This window comes from Pleionea sp. WD8-19 (genome assembly GCF_055326765.1).
Map to the genome: position 1 here is coordinate 129,834 of NZ_JBUZOU010000010.1, position 18,469 is coordinate 148,302.

Sequence of the window (18,469 nt, forward strand, 5' to 3'; positions counted from 1 at the left end):
GAGAGTAAAAGAAAGATTTTATTGATGGGTTTCGCTGCGCTCCACCACATCCTACGAGGTTTTACTTTCCCTTAAGGTTGCAAAAACTCCGTACGCCAACCGCTATCTGTTTTTACATAACGCAATCGATGGTGCAGTCTGTGGTCAAGACCCTGCCAAAACTCGATAGAAGTGGGGACAATGCGATACCCTCCCCAGTGCTTTGGGCGCTCAATGGGCTTATTTTTGTATGCATCGATGATGTTTTTAAAGTTAGTTTCGAGTTTTTCCAAAGAATCAATGGTTTCACTCTGTTGTGAGGCGATAGCGGCAAGCTGACTCCCTTCTGGTCGAGAGTAAAAATAACGATTGGATTGCTCTCCACTGACTTTTTCAACCACGCCTTCAATACGAATTTGACGTTGAAACTCTTTCCACCAAAAGTTAGCGCAAATATTGGGGTTTTGCGCCAATTCTTTTCCTTTTCGGCTGTTGTAGTTGGTATAAAAAACAAAGCCTTGTTCATCGAACTCTTTTAAAAGTACAACACGGGTCGTCGGCTTACCTTGATGGTCGACGGTCGCGATATTCATACCGCAATAATAGACGTCATCCAATTCTTTTGCGGCGCTGAGCCAATCGCTAAATAAAACAAAAGGATTGTTTTTGGGAGCGTTTTGTATGTTCATAGTGTTTTCAGTTTTACAATTGAAAGTGAGTGATGATGTTGATGATTTTCGTTATTAGGTGAAGAATCTATCGGGTGCTGAGAATGCTCTATAGTATGTGCCGAGTGGTTGGAATGATCGGAGTGTTCTCCATGCGCAAACACAGAATAAATTCCCCAAACGCCAAACAGGGCCATCATCGCCGCTAAAAAATACCTTATCCAAGCTTTACGTAACCATTGAGCAATACTGCTAAAACCAATGCCCATCAGTAACATGGGAGCGAATGTTCCGATACCAAACGCTAGCATAAAGCCAACACCTTGTGAAATTCCGCCTTGAGCAGTAGCGATACCGAGCGCAGAATAAACCAAACCGCAAGGAATGAGCCCCCAAAGCATGCCCGAAAGTAAAGCGTGAAAAGGCGAGGCGGAGGGCGTAATTTTTTGTGTTAATGGTTTTATTTTTTGCCACAGCTTTTGTCCGGTTTTTTCTAACAGCAGTAACCCCGTCCACCATTGGGTTAAATACAAAGCTGTCAAAATCATTAATACTCCTGCGAGCACTCGTAGCGCACTTAACCCTCCGAACGTTTCTGAAATATTGCTGATTACTCCAGCGAGAACTCCCAAAATAGCGTAGGTGCTAATACGACCAAGATTGTAGAATGCATTGGTGATGCTGGATTGTACAAAAGATTGGTTGCGAGCCGAAAATGAGAGTGCAGTAACAATTGCTCCGCACATTCCTACGCAGTGTAAGCTGCCTCCCAGCCCCAGTAATAATCCCGTTAAAATTGATTCAGTCATTGTGTGGTTTGAGTTGTGATGGTTTTTGTTCAGTGTGGCTTTCGGTAGTACGACTTTTATATTCTTTGACCAATCGAATAAAGTCGTGCGGATTTCGATCAAGCGACGTTAAAGGAATATAAAGGTCGGCACCTAAGTTTCGTTTAAGTTGTGATAACCGAGCGGCGAACATACCCTTTAATCCGGTCACTTTAGTGCCATCTTTCATACGCCAGCTTTCTGCATCTTCTTGCAAATGGGTGATGTCATCGCTTCGAAACTGAGCTTCTAATAAAGCGACATGCAGTAAACTCCGGTACTCATGAAAAAGAGATCTCGCCAGCCTGGGTGAAATAGAGTGAATTACGGGTGAAAGATCCCACACCTTGAGCCCCAAATAATGTAATTCCGTTTCACCTTGGCCTTTGTTGACATGCAAAGGGGTGAGATCGATGATGTTGGCCCAACTTAAACGAATCTCACCTTGCCTAAAAAACCACCGTAACTCCCGTTCATTTAATTGAAAGCTGAACTCGGGCTCCATCCATTTAGAAACACCAAATATTAGGAACATAAACCCGATAAGGAGTAACGTATAGGCGGGTATTCTGACGCCGGACTGCATTAATAGGAGTGCTGTGATAAAACCAATAACGCCTATTAATGTAAAAGCGAGATGATTGCGCCGGGACATAGGGCGAATATTAATGGGGTCTATCATCGTTTTTTTGTTGGTCTTTGTCTGACTTTTCGGTATTGCGGGGGGCTGGGTTTTCCGAGTCATCATCAAAAAGTATTTTATAGGCAGGAGACTCCAAATCGGAATATTGATCAGACTTTACAGCCCAAATAAAAGCGGCAATTGCCAGAGCCAATAATAAGATGGCTATTGGGATAAGCCAGTAAATAACTTCCAAATTAGGTTTCCTCATGTATTAGTCGGGCGATCATAAACGGATAAACGACTTGCAACAATAGTGCGCTCAATATAGTTGATAATAATTCAATAAATTCAATGGGATAAGTCTTTAGTGATTGCGTAGATGAGAATTGATGTCGCTGCGTTTAGTGCTAAAGTTATATTAAAGTTATGCAAGAAAGGCCAGGGTTCATGCGGTTCACCAAGAGTTTGAGTATATTTCTGCTATTGAACCTGCCTGTTTTTGCCATTGGAAGTAACGCCCAGACCGATGTGGGTAACGAGTTAATGGACTTAACACTCAAAGAGCTGCTGGCCGTTTCTCTTCAGGAACGTAAATCACTGGGTATTTTTTCCATTGATAAGGAAAAACCGGGTAAGAGCAGCATTAATATCGGAATGATTGTTCCATTTTCCTCGTCTCCCGTAATATCTGCGAAACTCCTAGCAGGTGCCCAAATAGCCGTTGCTGAAGTGAACAAGTTGGGGGGGATTGGTGGTAAAAAAGTGTATTTAGTGGCCGGAGACAGCGCATCTAGCGTTAAAGCGGCGACCGCAGTCGCTAAAGAAATGGTCTCGAAGTATCGAGTAATAGCGATTATCGGCCCCGTCTACTCCAGCCTTGTGGAGCTGGTTGCTTTACAAGTGACAGTACCTAACGAAGTACCCATCCTATTAGCCAGTGCTTCCGCAACACATATTTCAACCATTCCGGATAATGATTTGATCTTCCGAGTCGCGCCAACCAATAAACAAATTTCTGACGCTTCGGTTAATCAGCTTCTTAAACGAAATATTAAGCGACTGGCGGTCTTTTATCAAAACGATGAGTATGGAATAGATTTATTTCATTTATTTAAAGCCAATAAAAAATCGCAGTTTATTGAGCTTTCTTATGTTAAAGCGATTCGAGAGGTTGTGGACTACTCCATTTATGACTTTAAAGAAGATATTGCTACGGCAAAAAAGAAAAATGTTGAGGCTTTTTATTTACCGATTACATACGAGAAGAAACAACTGGATCTTATCGAGTATATTATGAAATCGTATGATGGACCATCACCTTCCATTTATCTTCCCGAATATTCCAATTATGCCGAAGGCAAGTTTCCAAAAACGGATACGAAAATCATGTGCGTTTTTGGTGTTTCCGTTGCAACCGACGAAGCGAAGGTGGCGGTTATAAACCAAAAAATACAAGAGTATTTAAAAGTTGGGAAACATCACTTTTATACCGCATTGGTTTATGATTCTGTTTACTTAATTGTTGCAGCAAGTTTGAAACAACGTGAGTTGGGAAAATCATTGAAGGCGTCCCTTCGAGCAATAACAAACATTGGTGGTCAAACGCTTGATTACTCTCAGGTGATGTTGGATAAAGAATGGCCGAAAAATGAAGCGCTATTTAAATATTCCGGTTTGAGTGGAGAGGTTGCGTTTGATGAATTGGGTGATCGGGAAGGCATTGTATTAGAAGATAAGTCGTATCACAGTGACTTCGGTACTTTATGTGATGAACAACTTAATTGAATGAATACAGGGTATGGGTGACGCTATGTGGGGAGTAAGCGAAGACAGTCGACAGCTGACTCTGAGTATTCTAAAGAGTGATGTGTAGGTGAGTTTGTTTCGAGTTGGTGTTTTATTAACGGTCATTTCGATTTGGATGTCATGCACTTTCGGTGATGACGGCGAATCGGATAACGCTCTGTTTAATTACAGTTTAAAAGAGTTGATGTCTGTTTCATTACGAGAAAAAAAGCCGTTAGGAATATTTTATGAAAAGGATAATGCACCGGCTTACGATTCAGTCAATATAGGTATTTTGGTACCGTTTTCGGAGTCGCCAGAGTTATTTGCTAAATATATTCGAGCTGCGGATATGGCCGTGGCAGAGATTAATAAAAATGGAGGCGTGTTAGGAAAAAAGCTGGTGTTGATTCGAGGCGACAGTGCCGCCGATATTGTTAATGCTGCGAACGTTGCTAACCAAATGATCGAAAAGTATCGGGTTAAACTGTTTATTGGTCCTATGTATTCCAGCCTTGTCAATTCAGTTGCCATAAAAGCGGCGATTCCAAGCCAAGTGCCCCTCATTTTAGCAAGCGCAACCGCTTCCGATATTAGTCAAATGAAAGACGATGACTTGATATTTCGAATATCCGCGAACAATCGGAAAATGTCGGAAAGTGTGCTTTCTCTAATGAATCGCTTAAACCTTAAGCGTGTTGCTGTTTTTTATCAAGATGATCGTTATGGAATTGACTTTTTGAGAAATATTGAAGACCTATCACAACATTACGGCGTTAAGATTGGTTACCAGAAAGGCCTTAAGTCAACAATTGATTATGCAAAATATTCCCTTAAAGAAGAGTTGGACGAATCAAAAAAACGGAAGGTCGAAGCTTACTTTTTGCCATTGATCTTTGAGAAAACACAATGGGCCGTTATTGCAAAAATCATTCAATTTCAACAAGAGCCGATACCGCCCATATTTATACCTGAGTACACAAATTATACGATGCGTGATTCTGGTAAGCATGCGTGTGTTTATGGTTTGTCGATAAAAATTCTGAAAGAAAAAGTGGCCGAACTCAATCGAGATATAAATGCTTATCTTGAAACAAACAGTCGGCATTTTTATGCTGCATCCGTTTACGATTCCGTTTATTTATCGGCAATTGCATTATCGCTTAGTGAAAAGTTCGACTTGGCGCTTCCGACGGCAATTCGTCGAGCGACTGCTCAAGATGGCAATGAAATCAGTTACTTAAATTATCGGGCATTGTCAGAAATGTTAGCATTGCATGGTCAATTACAGTTTGTAGGTGTCACTGGTAAAGTCAATTTTGATTCACAAGGTGAAAATACCGGGATAGCACTAGAGTACACTGGTTACCATAACAGCTTTGGTAAAGGTTGTTATTTGTCATTTTAAAAGCAGACTAAAACTTAGTTTGAAATGGGAGTCGGTGGTTGAACTTGCATCATTAAATCATTATCCCATTCCCCAATAACATTAATGTGCGCTAACGCTCCTAGTAAAACGGCTTCTATTAAGTTGTGGTTGACATAGGCATGTATACCCGGTTGTTTAAATTCATATAATGCAGCAACGGCTGCACCACCCGGTACAAACCACGTTTCCATGTCTTGGAGTGGCGCGTTAGAAAAAGAGCCACCTTGCCAAACCAAGTCGGCATGACCCCCAATGATGTGTGGGCGAGAATCTCTATTGGCTTGAGAGTGAATGAATAATACTTTTTCACCGACGGCGGCTTGAAGAGCATTGGTACCCGTAAGTGCCCCAACACGACCATTAAACACAACATGTGATGGTGTTAAAGATCTCATTACCGTTTCGGTAGGACTCACTGCAGTATGTAGATCGGAATATCGGACAAAATTTCCCTGTGCATCTTGTGGAATATAAAAATCTTGTTCTCCTAGGTAATAAGCTTTGTCATAAGTGATTTTACGATTTTTTGCATCTCGTAAACCATTTTTGGGTAATACCATCACAGCACCATTCATACCTGCAACAACATGAAAGGGAGTAATGCTTCCGCCTGGAGCACAATGATAGACAAAAACACCTGGTTTAGTTGCTTTAAAGCGTAAAATAGTCTGTTCTCCTGGGTTTATGCGAGTCAAGGTTCCGCCGCCCATTGCCCCGGTAGCGGCATGAAAGTCGATGTTATGAAGCATGGAGTTTGTTGATGGGTTGATCAGTGTCAGCTCTAAATAATCGTCTTGATGCAATACCATGATAGGCGCTGGAACGGTGCCGTTGTAGGTGAGTGCTTGAGCGAACACGCCATCATCGATTTCGATTTCTTTTTCTTCGATTGTTAAAGTGACTTCTACAATTCGCGGTTGACCGTGATACGTTTGCGAGTGTTCTGGCAGTGCAGGTGGCGACACCAAATACTGTTGAATTCGTTCCATTGAAAATGAAAGTGGGTTGAACGATGTGAGTAGAACAAGTAAATACACCGGTTTTGAAAATACATTCATACATAACTCGCAGAAGTGAGAAGGGTTAATGGCAAAAAAAAGTGTGCTTAGTAGGTAGGTGTAGGTTGGAATATTTAATATGGGAATATTGATTTTGCGATAAGTAATACTTTTGATATTTTTTGATTAAAAATGTGAGATTTTTTTAGGGTAAGTTTACAATGTGAGATTGATTAAATATTAAGTGTTATGGAAGGCGAGGATACTCGCCTTCCGTTTTTTTATTAGGGGCGTTGAATTGTTGCCATTTGATCAAGATATAAAGGCGACTCGGCTTTGTAGTAAGCTGGCGCAAATGCACTTGCGTCAGGATGATTGCTTCCCTTTAATTCAATACGAAGGGTGTAGCTGCCGATCTCTAAAGCATTACCGTTAAAGTCAACGAGGTCAATTTCCCCACCAAAGCGTTTTGTGCCGCCTGCAGGAATTTCAATGGTTTGCATTGCCATCATAAAGTGCTTGTTTGCAGACCATTTGTTAACCACTTCACCGTTGCTGTTAATAATTTCTATATCGAAAGTTTGTGAAGAATTAAAGTGGAAGGACTCTGCATTATCCGAGAAGTTTTCGACCGTTAGATAGGCTGAAACTTTAGATTGCTGGTTGGTAATAACTCTTCCCGCAGGAAAGCGAGCAGAGACTTCAATGCCGTTAAAAATGGGGTAAACAACGCCGCCAATTTCGGCGCTGGTCATCTCAACGGTCACTGGTCCTGCAATGCTTTGATAGCTGTAAGCCACCAACCCCACATTCTTTGCAAAAACGGCAGAGGCTAAACCTGCATCAGCACATTGGCCTGATAAATTAAGCTCAACGCTGTCGTTAAATGTACCACCTTGAACTTGCAGACTTGTGTTTTTGCGAGTTAATACGGCGGTATCTGTGCATCCATCGATGTTGACGGCGTACTCTGTTCCTTCAACATCATCAAAATTGACGAGTAATTGAGTGTTTCCATTTTCATCGTACCAGTATACTTTTTGGCTGCTAGTAGAAGTCCAAACCCATTGGTTTTGTTTTCCCAAAAAGTTGGAGTACTTTTTCCAGTTGTTACCGTAAGTATCAACAATATGCATTGATGTATTATTGCTGAAATTTTTGTAGTCCAATTCTTTCATGTTGATGTAGTCGTTAGCGAAGGATGTATAACTTGCCAATGTTAACGAACCTAATGCGAAAGTTTTCAGTAAAGCTTTCATGGTTGTATCTCCTTGATCAGATGAATGAGTTTTGTCGTGGGACGGGGGTATTATTTGTGACATTGCTCACAGTTCAATTTATATTTTTTTGTTGTTGTCATAAGAAAAACTTATTCACTCAGGTGGAAGTCGTTATTCGAAAGGCATACAAAACTCTGTGTCAGTAATGTTTCACTAAAAAAATATTTTAAAATATATTTATATGAGATTATTTTGTGGTGTATGTGAACAAGTTAAAAGCAAAGGATGACTGTTTTAAAAGCGAAGCAATGGGGAAATTATGCATAAAGTAAAGCGGCAAATCGTTTGATCACAGTTGTTTTATTGAACTTGTATAAGGCAAAAAAAGACAAGTTACACCAGCGAGTTTCGAGTAGTGGCATTTAAAATCTTGATAAAGTAGAGTTTAAACATTCACATTATTCTCGCAACTCGCAACTCGCAACTCGCAACTCGCAACTCGCAACTCGCAACTCGCAACTCGCAACTCGCATCTCGATTATTTTGTAATCGTCAGCATATATTCGGCAACGGCGAGCCTCAAATCTTCTGATAGGTAATTTTGAGGAGGCATTTCCGGATAGTCTTCGCGCTTTTTGACTGGGTGACTGATGTAATCGACAATACCGCTTGGGTTGTCCATATAAAGCGCTTGAATGACTTGAACAGGAGGCCCTATCATTCGAACATTATACGCATGACAACCGGCGCACACGCCATAATACACTCGCAATGCTTTTTCTTCTGCGGCAATTTGACGCGGTTCAACTGGCTCAGGCAATAAGTAGGTGGTGGTGCCGTAAGTGGTGTTGAATGCGCAGCTTCCAAACTCATCGATTCCATAAGTTAAGTATTTTTGGCGGTTATTGATGCAGCTTTCTTTGCTTTCACCAACTCTAATAATATCCGGGCCTCGATTCATGAGTTTAGTCAGCATTAACGCTTTAATTTCGTCAATGGGGTTGTTCCCATTGTTATACATAACATTATTTAAAATGGCGATTTTGTCTGAGTTGGGTTCCGCTTCCGGATCGAGTGTTAAATTAGCAGCATGGCCATGATCGGTAATGAGAATGCCAGCATTGTCATTTCCAACAATGACATTGTTTTCCATGGTTACTTCATCGGCAGCCATTATCAGTATGCCAGTACCTGGAGGGATTCCCGCTACTATTGACCCAGGTGCACCAAAATTTTCATGGTTATTATTAACGACAAAATTATCGCGAAGAATAACATCGTATGTTGTTTTTATGGGAAGCCCAGGCGTTATGAAGACCAAAATACCACCGGTATTGTTGTGCGCGTAATTGTTTTCAACGATGGCGTGACGGGTATTTTCAATTTCAATGCCGGCGACATTGCCATACACTTCATTGTGGGCAACATGAATGTTATCGCACATGCCAACATAAATAGCCGCGTCTTCGATACCCGTTAATACGTTGTATTCGACCAACCCATTTTTACCAAACTCAGGAAAGATACCGTAGACGCCTGTATCGATAATGATATTATTGCGAATAATAAAATTATTGCCTGCTTGTCCCATTACACCATTGCCTTTGTAATGGGTAATTTTGAAGTTTTCTACGGTGAAGTTATTGCCAGAGTATAAAATAGCGTCGTTCAGCTTTTTTTCACCTTCAAGTGTCGGCCATTCACCCTTAATAATTTGACCTGATAACGTGATATTGTCTTTGTCGATGTACACCGTTTCTTTATAGGTTCCAGGCATTACCTTGATGATATCGCCTGGTTGTGCACGATTCACAGCTGCTTGAATCGAATCGCCATCGTTAACGATGATTTCTTGTCCATTCACTTTGGGCAATATAATCGTTGGTACTTTGCCATACGGATTGGAAGTATCATTACTTTGTTGTTGATACCGATTAGCATCACCAACAATCACACCCGAATTATCGACATTCGCTTGCCCCACAAAGTAGCCGATCGCTAAACAGACAATAATAAGAAAGAGAGCGGGCCATTTTTTCATTATTCTTCTCCTGTAACACTTTCTGAGTTGCTTTGGGGGTGTCTTACCAATTGATGATTATGAGAAATAGGGTTTAATCCAGAAGGCAGTTGACTGGGAACTCTTGGCGTGAAGCTTTCATCCGTTAGTGTGTGTAAAAAGTCAACCAACCTATCCAGTTCGGTGTCGGTTAAATTCGGCTCCCAAATATGCCAATGCAAAAGTAGATTTTGATCGTCTGGCACCGCATGGCCTCTACCTTTGGTATAAAACTCGACAGCTTCACGTAAGGTTTTGAACTGTCCAGCATGCATGTAAGGGGCCGACTGAACAATATTACGCAAACTGGGTACTTTAAAGCCGCCTCGCAAATCTGGATTGTTGTAAGTTTTTTCAGCACCCACATCAAATGCTTTACCTGGTGGCTCAGGTGTACCCAGTACGGCGACTTGTTGATTGGTGAACAATGGTGGGGTATGGCATTCGGCGCATCGTGCGACAAAGGAACGAAAAATATTTAATCCTTCAATTTCGTTTTTTGAAAGTGCTTGAGTATACCCGTGTGCGTATTGATCGTATCGGCTGTTTAATGAAATTAACGATGACTCAAATGCTGCGATCGCAAGGTAAATTTGATCCAAAGTAATGACCGACTGATTGGGAAAAGCTTGAGCAAACAGTTGTCGGTAAATAGCGTTGTTGTTCAAATCGTTTAATAGTTGCTCTGGAGTATTCGCCATTTCTTTTTCGGCATAGAGTGGTCCTATCATTTGCTGTTCTAAAGTTTTTGCGCGTGCGTCCCAAAAAAACGATTGCAGAAAGCTGACGTTCCATAAGCTCGGAGCTGAGCGATCGGCTAATCGATTGTTAACACCGATACTTTGTGCAATTCCGTCACTGAAACCTTTATCCGGTTGATGACAACTGGCGCAAGAAATCGAGTGATCGGCCGAAAGTAAGGGATCAAAAAAGAGATAGCGTCCCAGATCGATTTGTTGAGGTGAAAAGCCATCTCGATGTGGTGGCAGTGCGGTTTTTAATCCGCCTACACCTTTACCATTAAGCGAGTCGTAAAATTGATAGAGGTTACGCAACATGCATTGATTTTCGACGGGCTCAAAACCAGGAGGGCAATATTCTGAAAGTTTCCAGTTAGTTTTTGCGTCATTCGCAACACAATTGCTTGAAAACAACAAAATGATGGTGAGTAATAACAAAATAAATTGATGCATAGGCGTTATAACGTTTGAATGTAGGCAACGACATCGTGCATGGCTTGTTCATTGGCCAATAATTTCGCCATCATTGCCATTTGCTGCCCATATTTATCTTGGGGATGCTCGCCCCGTTGCCCATTTTTAAACTTTTTTAATTGCTCTACTAAATAGGCGTTTCCTTGTACCTTTAAAGTGGGGGCATTTAGTGCTGGATTACCATTGGCATCGGCTGCGTGGCAAGCCGCACAGTTTGATTGGTAGATTTTTTTACCCGATTCGCTGTTACCCGTTATCGCATCTTGAGCGTTTACAGCGGGTAAATTACTGACGTTGGTTGCTATTTCAGAAATGGCGTTGTCATCGAGCATAGCTGCAAAAGCTGTCATCTGCTGACCGTTTAAATCATCACTGGCCGTACCGCGGTATTTATTTTTGAATAAGAGTATTTGACGCTTGATGTAGTCGGCGTCTAAGCCGGCGAGCCCCGGTGCATTTAATGCCGGGTTTCCTTCTCCTTTAGCACCGTGGCAGGTCGCACAAACGGTTGCGTATTGGTCTTGCGCTGCAGCAGTTGAAACGAATGTCCCATAAAGGGACACGCTAATAAGAGCAAATAAGATCGTACTGAGCTTTGATTGAATCATAGTTATTGGTACGTAAGTGCTATTTAAGTCAAGTTTGCTACCTTAGCGATTAAATTTCAAGCTGTTTTTTTATTCAAAAATGAAGAGTGGCAGAGTGCCGTAGGATGTGGGGAGCGGAGCGTAACCCATCAGCCGATGAATGATGGGGTTTATCCATTTTACTTGTCTATGCTTATTGAACCGTTTGGTGTTTGTTTTTTTACTTTTGAGGGTTGGTGCATAAAATGAAGGTCATCATAAACGAATACAAAAAATTTGCGCTTAAAGGCAATGTGTTGGATATGGCCATCGGCATTGTGGTTGGAGGAGCGTTTGCAACCATTGCATCGAGCCTTGTTAATGATCTGGTCGCCCCAGTTTTAGGGGTGATGATCAGTGGCGTTGATTTGGCTGATCTATTTATTGTGATAAAAGAAGGTAAAATGGGGGGTGAGTACTCGAGCTTAATTCAGGCCAAAAAAGACGGTGCGGTGACATTAAACTTTGGCCTTTTAATCAATGCAATTATGAGTTTTTTAATCGTTTCATGGATAGCGTTTTTCTTTGTGAAAGGCATCAATCGATTACAGAAAAAGGAAGAAAATAAAGACGTTAAAGAGCAAAAAGAATGTTTGTTTTGCTTTAGTAAGATCGACAAGCGAGCGATAAAGTGCGCTTGCTGTGGTGCTGCGTTGGATTAATCATTGTGTAGTTTGTAGGATGGGGGGAGCTTTGCGTAACCCATTATTGATTCGTTATAAACGATGGGCTAACACCCATCTTACAAAGAACAAATTATTTCACATTAAGAGCATAACAAAAAATGCTCGCATCATTCAGGCGTTTGATTTTCGAATGGATAAAAGCTTGAAAAAGTCTCACTAGAGTTTTTTCAATCGCAATGCATTTAAAACCACAATCAAAGAGCTTAACGTCATGCCAATCGCTGCCAGCCAAGGTGGGATCCAACCCGCTGCCGCTAAAGGAATAGCACAAAAGTTATACCCTAAAGCCCAAAACAGATTTTGCCGGATGATGCGTTCGGTTTCTTTTGCTAAGGAAAGCGCATCAATTAAAGTTGTCAGCTTTTTACTGGTTAAAACGGCGTCGGCGTTGAGCTGTGTCATGTCTGTTGCTGTATCTATGGCGACACCTACATCCGCTTGTGCCAGTACCATTGAGTCATTCAGGCCATCACCAACCATCATGACTCGTTGTCCTTGGCTTTGATAGACTTTCAATTGTTCAGCCTTTTTCTCTGGTCGTAAGTTTCCTAATGTGTCATCAATGCATAAGCGGCTTCCTAATGCCGATACTCGTTCTTGCTCATCGCCACTTAATAAGGCTGTTCTCAAATGTTGCTTTTTTAAAGTATCCATGAGTGAAGGCGCGTCTTCTTTCAACCGATCGGAAAGGATAAACGTTGCAATGTGTAGTTGATCTTTTGTGAGATAAATAGGCAGTTGATCACGAGCCAAAGCAATGGGTTCTACCCCGCAAAAGTGAGCATTACCTAATCGAAATATTGATTCACTTGATTGTGCGGACAATCCTGAGCCGGGGTGATTGATAATTGCTTCGAGTGCCACATTACTTTCATCAAATAAGTGAAACGTTTTTGCGATGGGATGCGTTTGATGGCGCTCCATAGCACAAGCAATTTGCAAAGCCTCTTCTTTACTCATGTTGTTGTGCGAGACGATGCGCTCTATTTTTAATTGACCTTCAGTTAAAGTGCCCGTTTTATCAAAGGCGGCGACATCTATATTCGCTAAAGATTGTAGTGTGTGGGGTTTTAAGATTAAAAAACCTAATTGACTTAAGCGGTGTGTAGCTGCAGTTAGCGCTGCAGGTGTTGCCAGTGATAACGCACAAGGGCAACTGACAACCAAAACACTAAGTGCTACCCAAAGTGCTTTATCGGGTTGATGTATAAACCAGAGTCCATATACCGCAGTGACAATTAATAAAATGGAGAATACAAACCAATGCGCAATACGATCGGCCAATTGCCCAATAGGTGGTTTATGCAAACTGGCTTGTTCTGTCATACGTTCTAATGCGGAAAAGTACGTGTTTTCTCCAATCGCGGACACTTGCATTTGAAACGCTTGAGCATCGTTAATGCTTCCGGCGAGCAAGTGATCACCTGTTACCTTTTTCTTCGGTGTCGACTCACCGGTAAGAAGTGATTCGTTCACATGACTTTCACCTCGATACAAATAACCATCAACGGCAATGGTTTCGCCGGGACGAATCAATAGTCGATCACCAATACTCACTTGATGGAGTGGAATATCTTGCTGATTTTGACCCTGTATGACAGTAACGGATAGCGGTAAACACTGGCGTTGATTTTGACTCGCCATGGTTGCCTTTAAGCGTAAGCGGTGTTCTAAAAATCGACCCAGCAATAAAAAGAAAATAAACATGGAAACGGAGTCAAAATAGACTTGGCCATTTCCTTTTATCGTCGCCCAAATACTGGCAAGGTAGGCGAGCGATATCGCCAGTACAACAGGTACATCCATCACCAGCTGTCGTGCTTTTAATCCATACCATGCATTTCGATAAAAGGGAAACCCGGCATAAAGGACAATGGGTGTAGCAACCAGGCCGCTGATCCAATGCAGAAAATTTTGATGCGTGACATCGATGCTGTCAACGTCACCTAGGTAAAGTCCAAGTGCAAACATCATCACTTGCATCATGCCCAACCCTGCAACTCCTAAACGTATGAGATAATTTCGATTTTCCTTATTTAAGTTTTGCTCGCGCAGGTTTTGTTGAAAAGGATAGGCTTTATAGCCTAGGCCATGGATTAGTTTGATAACTTTACTTAAAGGTTGTTGTTCGTCATTCCATTTGAGCTTGAGTCGGTGACTGATTGGATTCACCTGAACTTGCTCAACACCGGCTTCTTTTAACAGTCGACTTTCAATTAACCAGCTACAAGCAGCGCAAGTCATTCCATCAATAGCCAGTTCGGTACTGCAAAGCCCATCGTTCCGAGATACAAAGGATTGTTGAACACGTTGATCATCTATTAAGTCGATATCACGTAATTCTTGAGGAATTAAGCTTTCTGGTTTAACGGAAACTTCTGTTCGAAATTGGTAATAATCATCGAGCCCGTTTTCGATGATGGCTTCCGCTACTGCGTGACATCCGAAGCAACAGAACCAACGCGTTTGTTGTTGCCATTCGAGTGTTAGCTCAAGCGTTTTCGGTACTGATTGTTCACAGTGAAAACAAACCCGGCTCATTGTGCCTCAAGTAGAAAATTGGGCTGCTGTTTTGGGTGCCACCGAGAAAGCACTTCCCATTGTTGATCGGGTGGGTAAAGTTTGAGTCGATAGTTTACAGAAGCCAGTTGCACATTGGTCGCTCGAAAAACGCCTGGCGTTTCAGTTGGGTTCATTACCAGTGTGGTGTCTTTATTTTCATCCACGGGATGCTGCACGAACAAATAGAGCAGAGGTTGTGTTATTTGAGTTTCACTTTTTAGAGTGAGGGTATTGTTGTTGTAAGTTAAGTGAAGCTTTAAGCCAAGAGCGACCGCTTTTTGTTGACGCTCAATGGATTCGTTAATTGCGAGCCCTTCTTTATAGTAGTCTGACTTAACTAAGCTGTCGGCGTTTTGTGTCGCGATAATAATAGTCGCAATACCAGCAATCACTACCGAGCCGGGTAGGGCGATTAAAAACCAAGGCCAGGCTTGTTTGTACCAAGGTTTGGTGTCTTCTACAGGTGGTTTCATATTTGGCTCGTGTTTGGTTATCGTTTTTAAAACTTATTGCTTGGATGAATTCGTCACTCGTAACTTGCTTAATGACTTTTTATCGTGCCAATGCGGGGCCGATAAATCGAGCTTCTTCCTTCTGTTCAATTGAGGCATCGTCTTGTGAACGGATGGAAAAATAAATGGTGTTCGACGTTCTGGTTAAATCGCCCGGATCGACGGCGACACGAAAGGCTAAAGATTTAACCGCTCCCGAAGTAATATGAAACCTTGTATTTCCGGACACTTTCATATCCGGTAAACCAGAGATTTCGATCTCGTAATTGTGATCTTTCTGATCCATATTAGCGATTTTAACGGTATAAATGTTTTCTACCAAACCTTCAGACGTTTCCACATACAGTCGATTCCGATCTTTGATGATGTCCATTTCTACCGGTGTTCGAAAAGCAATGGCCGTGAAAAAGCCAATCAGTAGTACGCCGAGTAAGCCGCCATAGATCCAGGTTTTCGGTCGCAAAACTTTGGTTTCTCCACCTTCCATGGCGTGTTGCGTAGAATACCGAATGAGCCCGCGGTCGTAACCCATCTTATCCATGACGTCATCGCATACATCAATACAGGCGGCGCAAGCGATGCATTCGTATTGCAAACCGTCGCGAATATCGATTCCGGTTGGACAAACGTGCACACATTGTTTGCAATCGATACAGTCGCCTAACCCTTTTAATTGATATTCATTGTCGGCTTTCTTACGGTGGCCTCGTGTTTCTCCGCGCTTTTCATCATACGCAATAACAAGTGTATCTTCGTCGAACATTACACTTTGGAAACGTGCGTAAGGGCACATGTACAAGCACACTTGCTCGCGCAACCACCCGGCATTGCCATACGTTGCAAATGCGTAAAAGAAGACCCAAAACATTTCCCACGGACCTAACGTCCACTCAATAAGACTGGTAGTGAGCTCTTTTATGGGAGAAAAATAACCCACAAACGTGTAACCGGTGAATAAAGCAAAAGACAACCATAAAAAGTGCTTAGATGTTTTCAAAAACACCTTTCGTGCATCCCACGGTTGCTTGTCGAGTTTCATGCGTTGATTGCGATCGCCTTCAACAAATCGCTCGATCCAAATAAAGGTTTCTGTCCATACCGTTTGCGGGCAGGCATATCCGCACCAGAGTCGACCGGCAAGTGAGGTAAAAAAGAAGAGCGCGAGCGCTGCGATAATCAATAGCCAAGCGAGGAAAATAAAGTCTTGTGGCCAAAAGGTCACACCAAACAAATGAAACTGTCTTGCGGGGAGATCTAGCAGAATTGCTTGGCGACCATTCCATGTCAACCACGGGCCAATATAGAAAAATCCGAGTAATGCCCAAACCGAAAGCACTCGAAATCGCGCGAAAATACCATGAACCTGGCGTGGATAAATTTTTTCGGCACTGACGTAAAGATCGCGAGTACGTTTGACTTGTTCAGACGGCTTGGACACTTTCTTAAAGTCCTCGAGCTTATCAATGATTCTTCGGAAGGCTCAGATTATGAATATCGATTCAATATCCTGTGGTCTGAGCCCGCCAAAGCAAAGCGTTTAAAAGTTACGAAATACCCTACCTCAAGCAAAAAAACGTTAGTTCTTTTCTTGAGAAAGGCTGTACACGTAAGCAGCTACCAAGTGTACTTTGGCTTCGCCGAGTATGTCTTTATGTGCTGGCATATTGCCTTGACGGCCATTACGAATGGTCCGGGCAATGACTTTACGTGAGCCACCGTACAACCAGATGGTGTCGGTCAGGTTCGGTGCTCCAACAGCTTGACTTCCTTTACCGTCAGCACCATGGCAAACCACACAATTTTCTTTAAACAAAGGCTCGCCAAACTTTACTTCATGTTCCGGAGCGGTTGATCCAGAAAGGCTTTTTACGTAGCTGGTGAGATGAGTGATTTGTTCTTCGTTGAATTTATCACTGAATGCTGTCATTGTGCCCGAACGACCTTCCATAATACTTTTCTTGATGGTTTCCGGATCGCCACCGTACAACCAGTCGTTATCGGTCAGGTTCGGATAGCCTGGACTTCCGGCCGCATCACTGCCGTGACAGGCAAAACACACGTTTAAAAAGATGCGTTTGCCCATGTCCATGGCGTCTTCATCTTTTACCAGCTTTTCAATAGGTGTGTTTAAGTATTGCTCGAAAATAGGACCGTATTGGGCTTCAGCAGCTTCAACTTCTTGCTGCCATTCTCCTTCTTTCGTCCACTTTTTGTAGCCAGCGTAGCTACCCAAACCGGGGTAGAGCACCAAATATCCAATACTGAAAACCAGTGTGATGTAAAACATATTGAGCCACCACTTTGGCATTGGATTGTTGTACTCTTCGATACCGTCGTATACATGTCCTGTGGTTTCTTCGCCGTTATCTTCCATTTTTCGGGTCAGATGGAGGACAACAAAACTCCCAACAATCATTATTGCGACGATGATAATGATCCACCAACTCCAAAACTCACTCATTGTTGTTCACCTTGTAACTTGTCACTAGCTTTTTCTTCACTCGAATAATAAATACCATCATCGGCTTCATTGAGTGGCATTTGCGCCGCATCATCAAAACCCGACTTACGTTTTTTGGCGTAAACCCAAACTACCAGTGCGATAAAAAGCACCAGCAGTATCGCGGTTACTATGCCTCGAAATAGGTTGATATCCATCGTCGTTATTTCCGTGCTGCGTGACCGAGCGATTGTAAGTAAGCCACTACTGCGTCGAGTTCGGTTTTACCTTCTACCTCTTTGCTGGCATTGGCAATGTCCTCTTCGCTATAAGGCACGCCAAATTGATCTTTAAAAATACGCAGCTTTTTCGGTGTGAGTTCGGAGTCAATTAGGTTTTCGTCTAACCATGGGAATCCTGGCATATTGGATTCGGGAACCACATCGCGTGGGTTGATGAGGTGGACGCGATGCCATTCATCCGAATATCGACCACCGACGCGTGCCAAGTCTGGCCCCGTTCGTTTGGAACCCCACAAGAAAGGGTGTTCCCAAACGTGCTCTCCGGCAACGGAATAAGGCCCATAACGTTCTGTTTCTGCTCGGAACGGTCTTACCATTTGTGAGTGGCAAACATTACACCCTTCTCGTATATAGATGTCGCGGCCTTCCATTTGCAGTGCGGTGTAAGGTTTTAATCCAGCCACAGGTTCTGTGGTTTCTTTAAGGAAAAACAATGGGACAATTTCTGCTAAACCACCAAAACTGATAACGATGATGGTCAGCAAACCCATTAAACCGATGTTTTTTTCAATCGTTTCGTGTTTCATTCGCGATCTC

Annotated in this window: 18 protein-coding genes; 3 read left to right on the forward strand and 15 right to left on the reverse strand. The window is 42.5% G+C overall.

Translation table 11 applies throughout. From position 1 onward, the window contains the following. Nucleotides 1-71: 71 nt before the first annotated feature. From pdxH to ccoS, 4 genes are read right to left on the reverse strand one after another with little or no spacing between them, the layout of a single operon-like run. A complete protein-coding gene (gene pdxH, locus ACTUJY_RS13295) occupies nt 72-668 on the reverse strand; it encodes a pyridoxamine 5'-phosphate oxidase (RefSeq protein ID WP_463616587.1) in 597 nt (198 codons plus the stop codon). Further along, complete coding sequence (locus ACTUJY_RS13300) at nt 665-1,456, reverse strand: sulfite exporter TauE/SafE family protein (protein WP_463616588.1); 792 nt, start codon at nt 1,454-1,456, stop codon at nt 665-667. Before ACTUJY_RS13300 ends, pdxH begins: the two co-directional genes overlap by 4 nt. After that, nucleotides 1,449-2,156 (reverse strand): DUF2982 domain-containing protein, encoded by a 708-nt coding sequence (locus ACTUJY_RS13305; protein WP_463616589.1) that lies wholly within the window; start codon nt 2,154-2,156, stop codon nt 1,449-1,451. The genes ACTUJY_RS13300 and ACTUJY_RS13305 overlap by 8 nt, the downstream gene beginning before the upstream one ends. Then, a complete protein-coding gene (gene ccoS / locus ACTUJY_RS13310; protein ID WP_463616590.1) occupies nt 2,140-2,352 on the reverse strand; it encodes a cbb3-type cytochrome oxidase assembly protein CcoS in 213 nt (70 codons plus the stop codon). The genes ACTUJY_RS13305 and ccoS overlap by 17 nt, the downstream gene beginning before the upstream one ends. 194 nt (nt 2,353-2,546) lie before the next feature. Here ccoS and ACTUJY_RS13315 point away from each other — a divergent pair, with 194 nt between their 5' ends. Next, nucleotides 2,547-3,884 (forward strand): ABC transporter substrate-binding protein, encoded by a 1,338-nt coding sequence (locus ACTUJY_RS13315; RefSeq protein ID WP_463616591.1) that lies wholly within the window; start codon nt 2,547-2,549, stop codon nt 3,882-3,884. 88 nt (nt 3,885-3,972) lie between these two features. Next, a complete protein-coding gene (locus tag ACTUJY_RS13320; protein WP_463616592.1) occupies nt 3,973-5,292 on the forward strand; it encodes an ABC transporter substrate-binding protein in 1,320 nt (439 codons plus the stop codon). 14 nt (nt 5,293-5,306) lie between these two features. Here ACTUJY_RS13320 and nirK read toward each other — a convergent pair whose 3' ends face one another. From nirK to ACTUJY_RS13345, 5 genes are all read right to left on the reverse strand, one after another. After that, nucleotides 5,307-6,371, reverse strand: a complete 1,065-nt coding sequence (gene nirK / locus ACTUJY_RS13325; RefSeq protein WP_463616593.1) for a copper-containing nitrite reductase — start codon at nt 6,369-6,371, stop codon at nt 5,307-5,309. A 224-nt stretch (nt 6,372-6,595) separates the two neighbouring features. Next, nucleotides 6,596-7,570 (reverse strand): BsuPI-related putative proteinase inhibitor, encoded by a 975-nt coding sequence (locus ACTUJY_RS13330; RefSeq protein WP_463616594.1) that lies wholly within the window; start codon nt 7,568-7,570, stop codon nt 6,596-6,598. Nucleotides 7,571-8,069: 499 nt separating this feature from the next. Next, entirely contained in the window at nt 8,070-9,572 is a 1,503-nt protein-coding gene (locus ACTUJY_RS13335; RefSeq protein WP_463616595.1) for a parallel beta-helix domain-containing protein, read from the reverse strand. Next, entirely contained in the window at nt 9,572-10,783 is a 1,212-nt protein-coding gene (locus ACTUJY_RS13340) for a cytochrome-c peroxidase (RefSeq protein ID WP_463616596.1), read from the reverse strand. The genes ACTUJY_RS13335 and ACTUJY_RS13340 overlap by 1 nt, the downstream gene beginning before the upstream one ends. Before the next feature lie 5 nt (nt 10,784-10,788). Then, on the reverse strand, nt 10,789-11,412 hold the full coding sequence (locus tag ACTUJY_RS13345; RefSeq protein ID WP_463616597.1) for a c-type cytochrome: 624 nt from the start codon (nt 11,410-11,412) through the stop codon (nt 10,789-10,791). Nucleotides 11,413-11,636: 224 nt separating this feature from the next. On the opposite strand from ACTUJY_RS13345, the gene mscL reads away from it, so the two are divergent. Continuing rightward, nucleotides 11,637-12,092 carry a large conductance mechanosensitive channel protein MscL gene (mscL, locus tag ACTUJY_RS13350; protein ID WP_463616598.1) on the forward strand — a complete coding sequence of 152 codons (456 nt, stop codon included), beginning with the start codon at nt 11,637-11,639 and terminating at the stop codon, nt 12,090-12,092. Nucleotides 12,093-12,272: 180 nt separating this feature from the next. Here the strand turns inward: mscL and ACTUJY_RS13355 are convergent, their stop codons facing one another. From ACTUJY_RS13355 to ccoO, 6 genes are all read right to left on the reverse strand, one after another. After that, nucleotides 12,273-14,657 (reverse strand): heavy metal translocating P-type ATPase, encoded by a 2,385-nt coding sequence (locus ACTUJY_RS13355; protein WP_463616599.1) that lies wholly within the window; start codon nt 14,655-14,657, stop codon nt 12,273-12,275. Further along, nucleotides 14,654-15,151, reverse strand: a complete 498-nt coding sequence (locus tag ACTUJY_RS13360; RefSeq protein ID WP_463616600.1) for a FixH family protein — start codon at nt 15,149-15,151, stop codon at nt 14,654-14,656. Before ACTUJY_RS13360 ends, ACTUJY_RS13355 begins: the two co-directional genes overlap by 4 nt. A 79-nt stretch (nt 15,152-15,230) precedes the next feature. After that, on the reverse strand, nt 15,231-16,628 hold the full coding sequence (gene ccoG, locus ACTUJY_RS13365; protein ID WP_463616601.1) for a cytochrome c oxidase accessory protein CcoG: 1,398 nt from the start codon (nt 16,626-16,628) through the stop codon (nt 15,231-15,233). A gap of 138 nt (nt 16,629-16,766) precedes the next feature. Beyond that, nucleotides 16,767-17,651: a cytochrome-c oxidase, cbb3-type subunit III gene (gene ccoP, locus ACTUJY_RS13370; protein ID WP_463616602.1), complete on the reverse strand. Its 885-nt coding sequence runs from the start codon at nt 17,649-17,651 to the stop codon at nt 16,767-16,769. After that, nucleotides 17,648-17,848 (reverse strand): cbb3-type cytochrome oxidase subunit 3, encoded by a 201-nt coding sequence (locus ACTUJY_RS13375; RefSeq protein ID WP_463616603.1) that lies wholly within the window; start codon nt 17,846-17,848, stop codon nt 17,648-17,650. The genes ccoP and ACTUJY_RS13375 overlap by 4 nt, the downstream gene beginning before the upstream one ends. A gap of 5 nt (nt 17,849-17,853) precedes the next feature. Further along, a complete protein-coding gene (ccoO, locus tag ACTUJY_RS13380; RefSeq protein WP_463616604.1) occupies nt 17,854-18,459 on the reverse strand; it encodes a cytochrome-c oxidase, cbb3-type subunit II in 606 nt (201 codons plus the stop codon). Between the last annotated feature and the right edge of the window lie 10 nt (nt 18,460-18,469).

Excerpts from the sequence above, each read along its gene's own strand:
- ACTUJY_RS13305 (WP_463616589.1), bottom strand. The coding sequence starts at position 2,156 with ATGATAGACCCCATTAATATTCGCCCTATGTCCCGGCGCAATCATCTC.
- ccoO (WP_463616604.1), bottom strand. The coding sequence starts at position 18,459 with ATGAAACACGAAACGATTGAAAAAAACATCGGTTTAATGGGTTTGCTG.
- pdxH (WP_463616587.1), bottom strand. The coding sequence starts at position 668 with ATGAACATACAAAACGCTCCCAAAAACAATCCTTTTGTTTTATTTAGC.
- ACTUJY_RS13355 (WP_463616599.1), bottom strand. The coding sequence starts at position 14,657 with ATGAGCCGGGTTTGTTTTCACTGTGAACAATCAGTACCGAAAACGCTT.
- mscL (WP_463616598.1), top strand. The coding sequence starts at position 11,637 with ATGAAGGTCATCATAAACGAATACAAAAAATTTGCGCTTAAAGGCAAT.
- ACTUJY_RS13340 (WP_463616596.1), bottom strand. The coding sequence starts at position 10,783 with ATGCATCAATTTATTTTGTTATTACTCACCATCATTTTGTTGTTTTCA.
- ACTUJY_RS13330 (WP_463616594.1), bottom strand. The coding sequence starts at position 7,570 with ATGAAAGCTTTACTGAAAACTTTCGCATTAGGTTCGTTAACATTGGCA.
- ACTUJY_RS13335 (WP_463616595.1), bottom strand. The coding sequence starts at position 9,572 with ATGAAAAAATGGCCCGCTCTCTTTCTTATTATTGTCTGTTTAGCGATC.
- ACTUJY_RS13345 (WP_463616597.1), bottom strand. The coding sequence starts at position 11,412 with ATGATTCAATCAAAGCTCAGTACGATCTTATTTGCTCTTATTAGCGTG.
- ACTUJY_RS13315 (WP_463616591.1), top strand. The coding sequence starts at position 2,547 with ATGCGGTTCACCAAGAGTTTGAGTATATTTCTGCTATTGAACCTGCCT.
- ccoP (WP_463616602.1), bottom strand. The coding sequence starts at position 17,651 with ATGAGTGAGTTTTGGAGTTGGTGGATCATTATCATCGTCGCAATAATG.
- ACTUJY_RS13360 (WP_463616600.1), bottom strand. The coding sequence starts at position 15,151 with ATGAAACCACCTGTAGAAGACACCAAACCTTGGTACAAACAAGCCTGG.
- ACTUJY_RS13300 (WP_463616588.1), bottom strand. The coding sequence starts at position 1,456 with ATGACTGAATCAATTTTAACGGGATTATTACTGGGGCTGGGAGGCAGC.
- ACTUJY_RS13375 (WP_463616603.1), bottom strand. The coding sequence starts at position 17,848 with ATGGATATCAACCTATTTCGAGGCATAGTAACCGCGATACTGCTGGTG.
- nirK (WP_463616593.1), bottom strand. The coding sequence starts at position 6,371 with ATGAATGTATTTTCAAAACCGGTGTATTTACTTGTTCTACTCACATCG.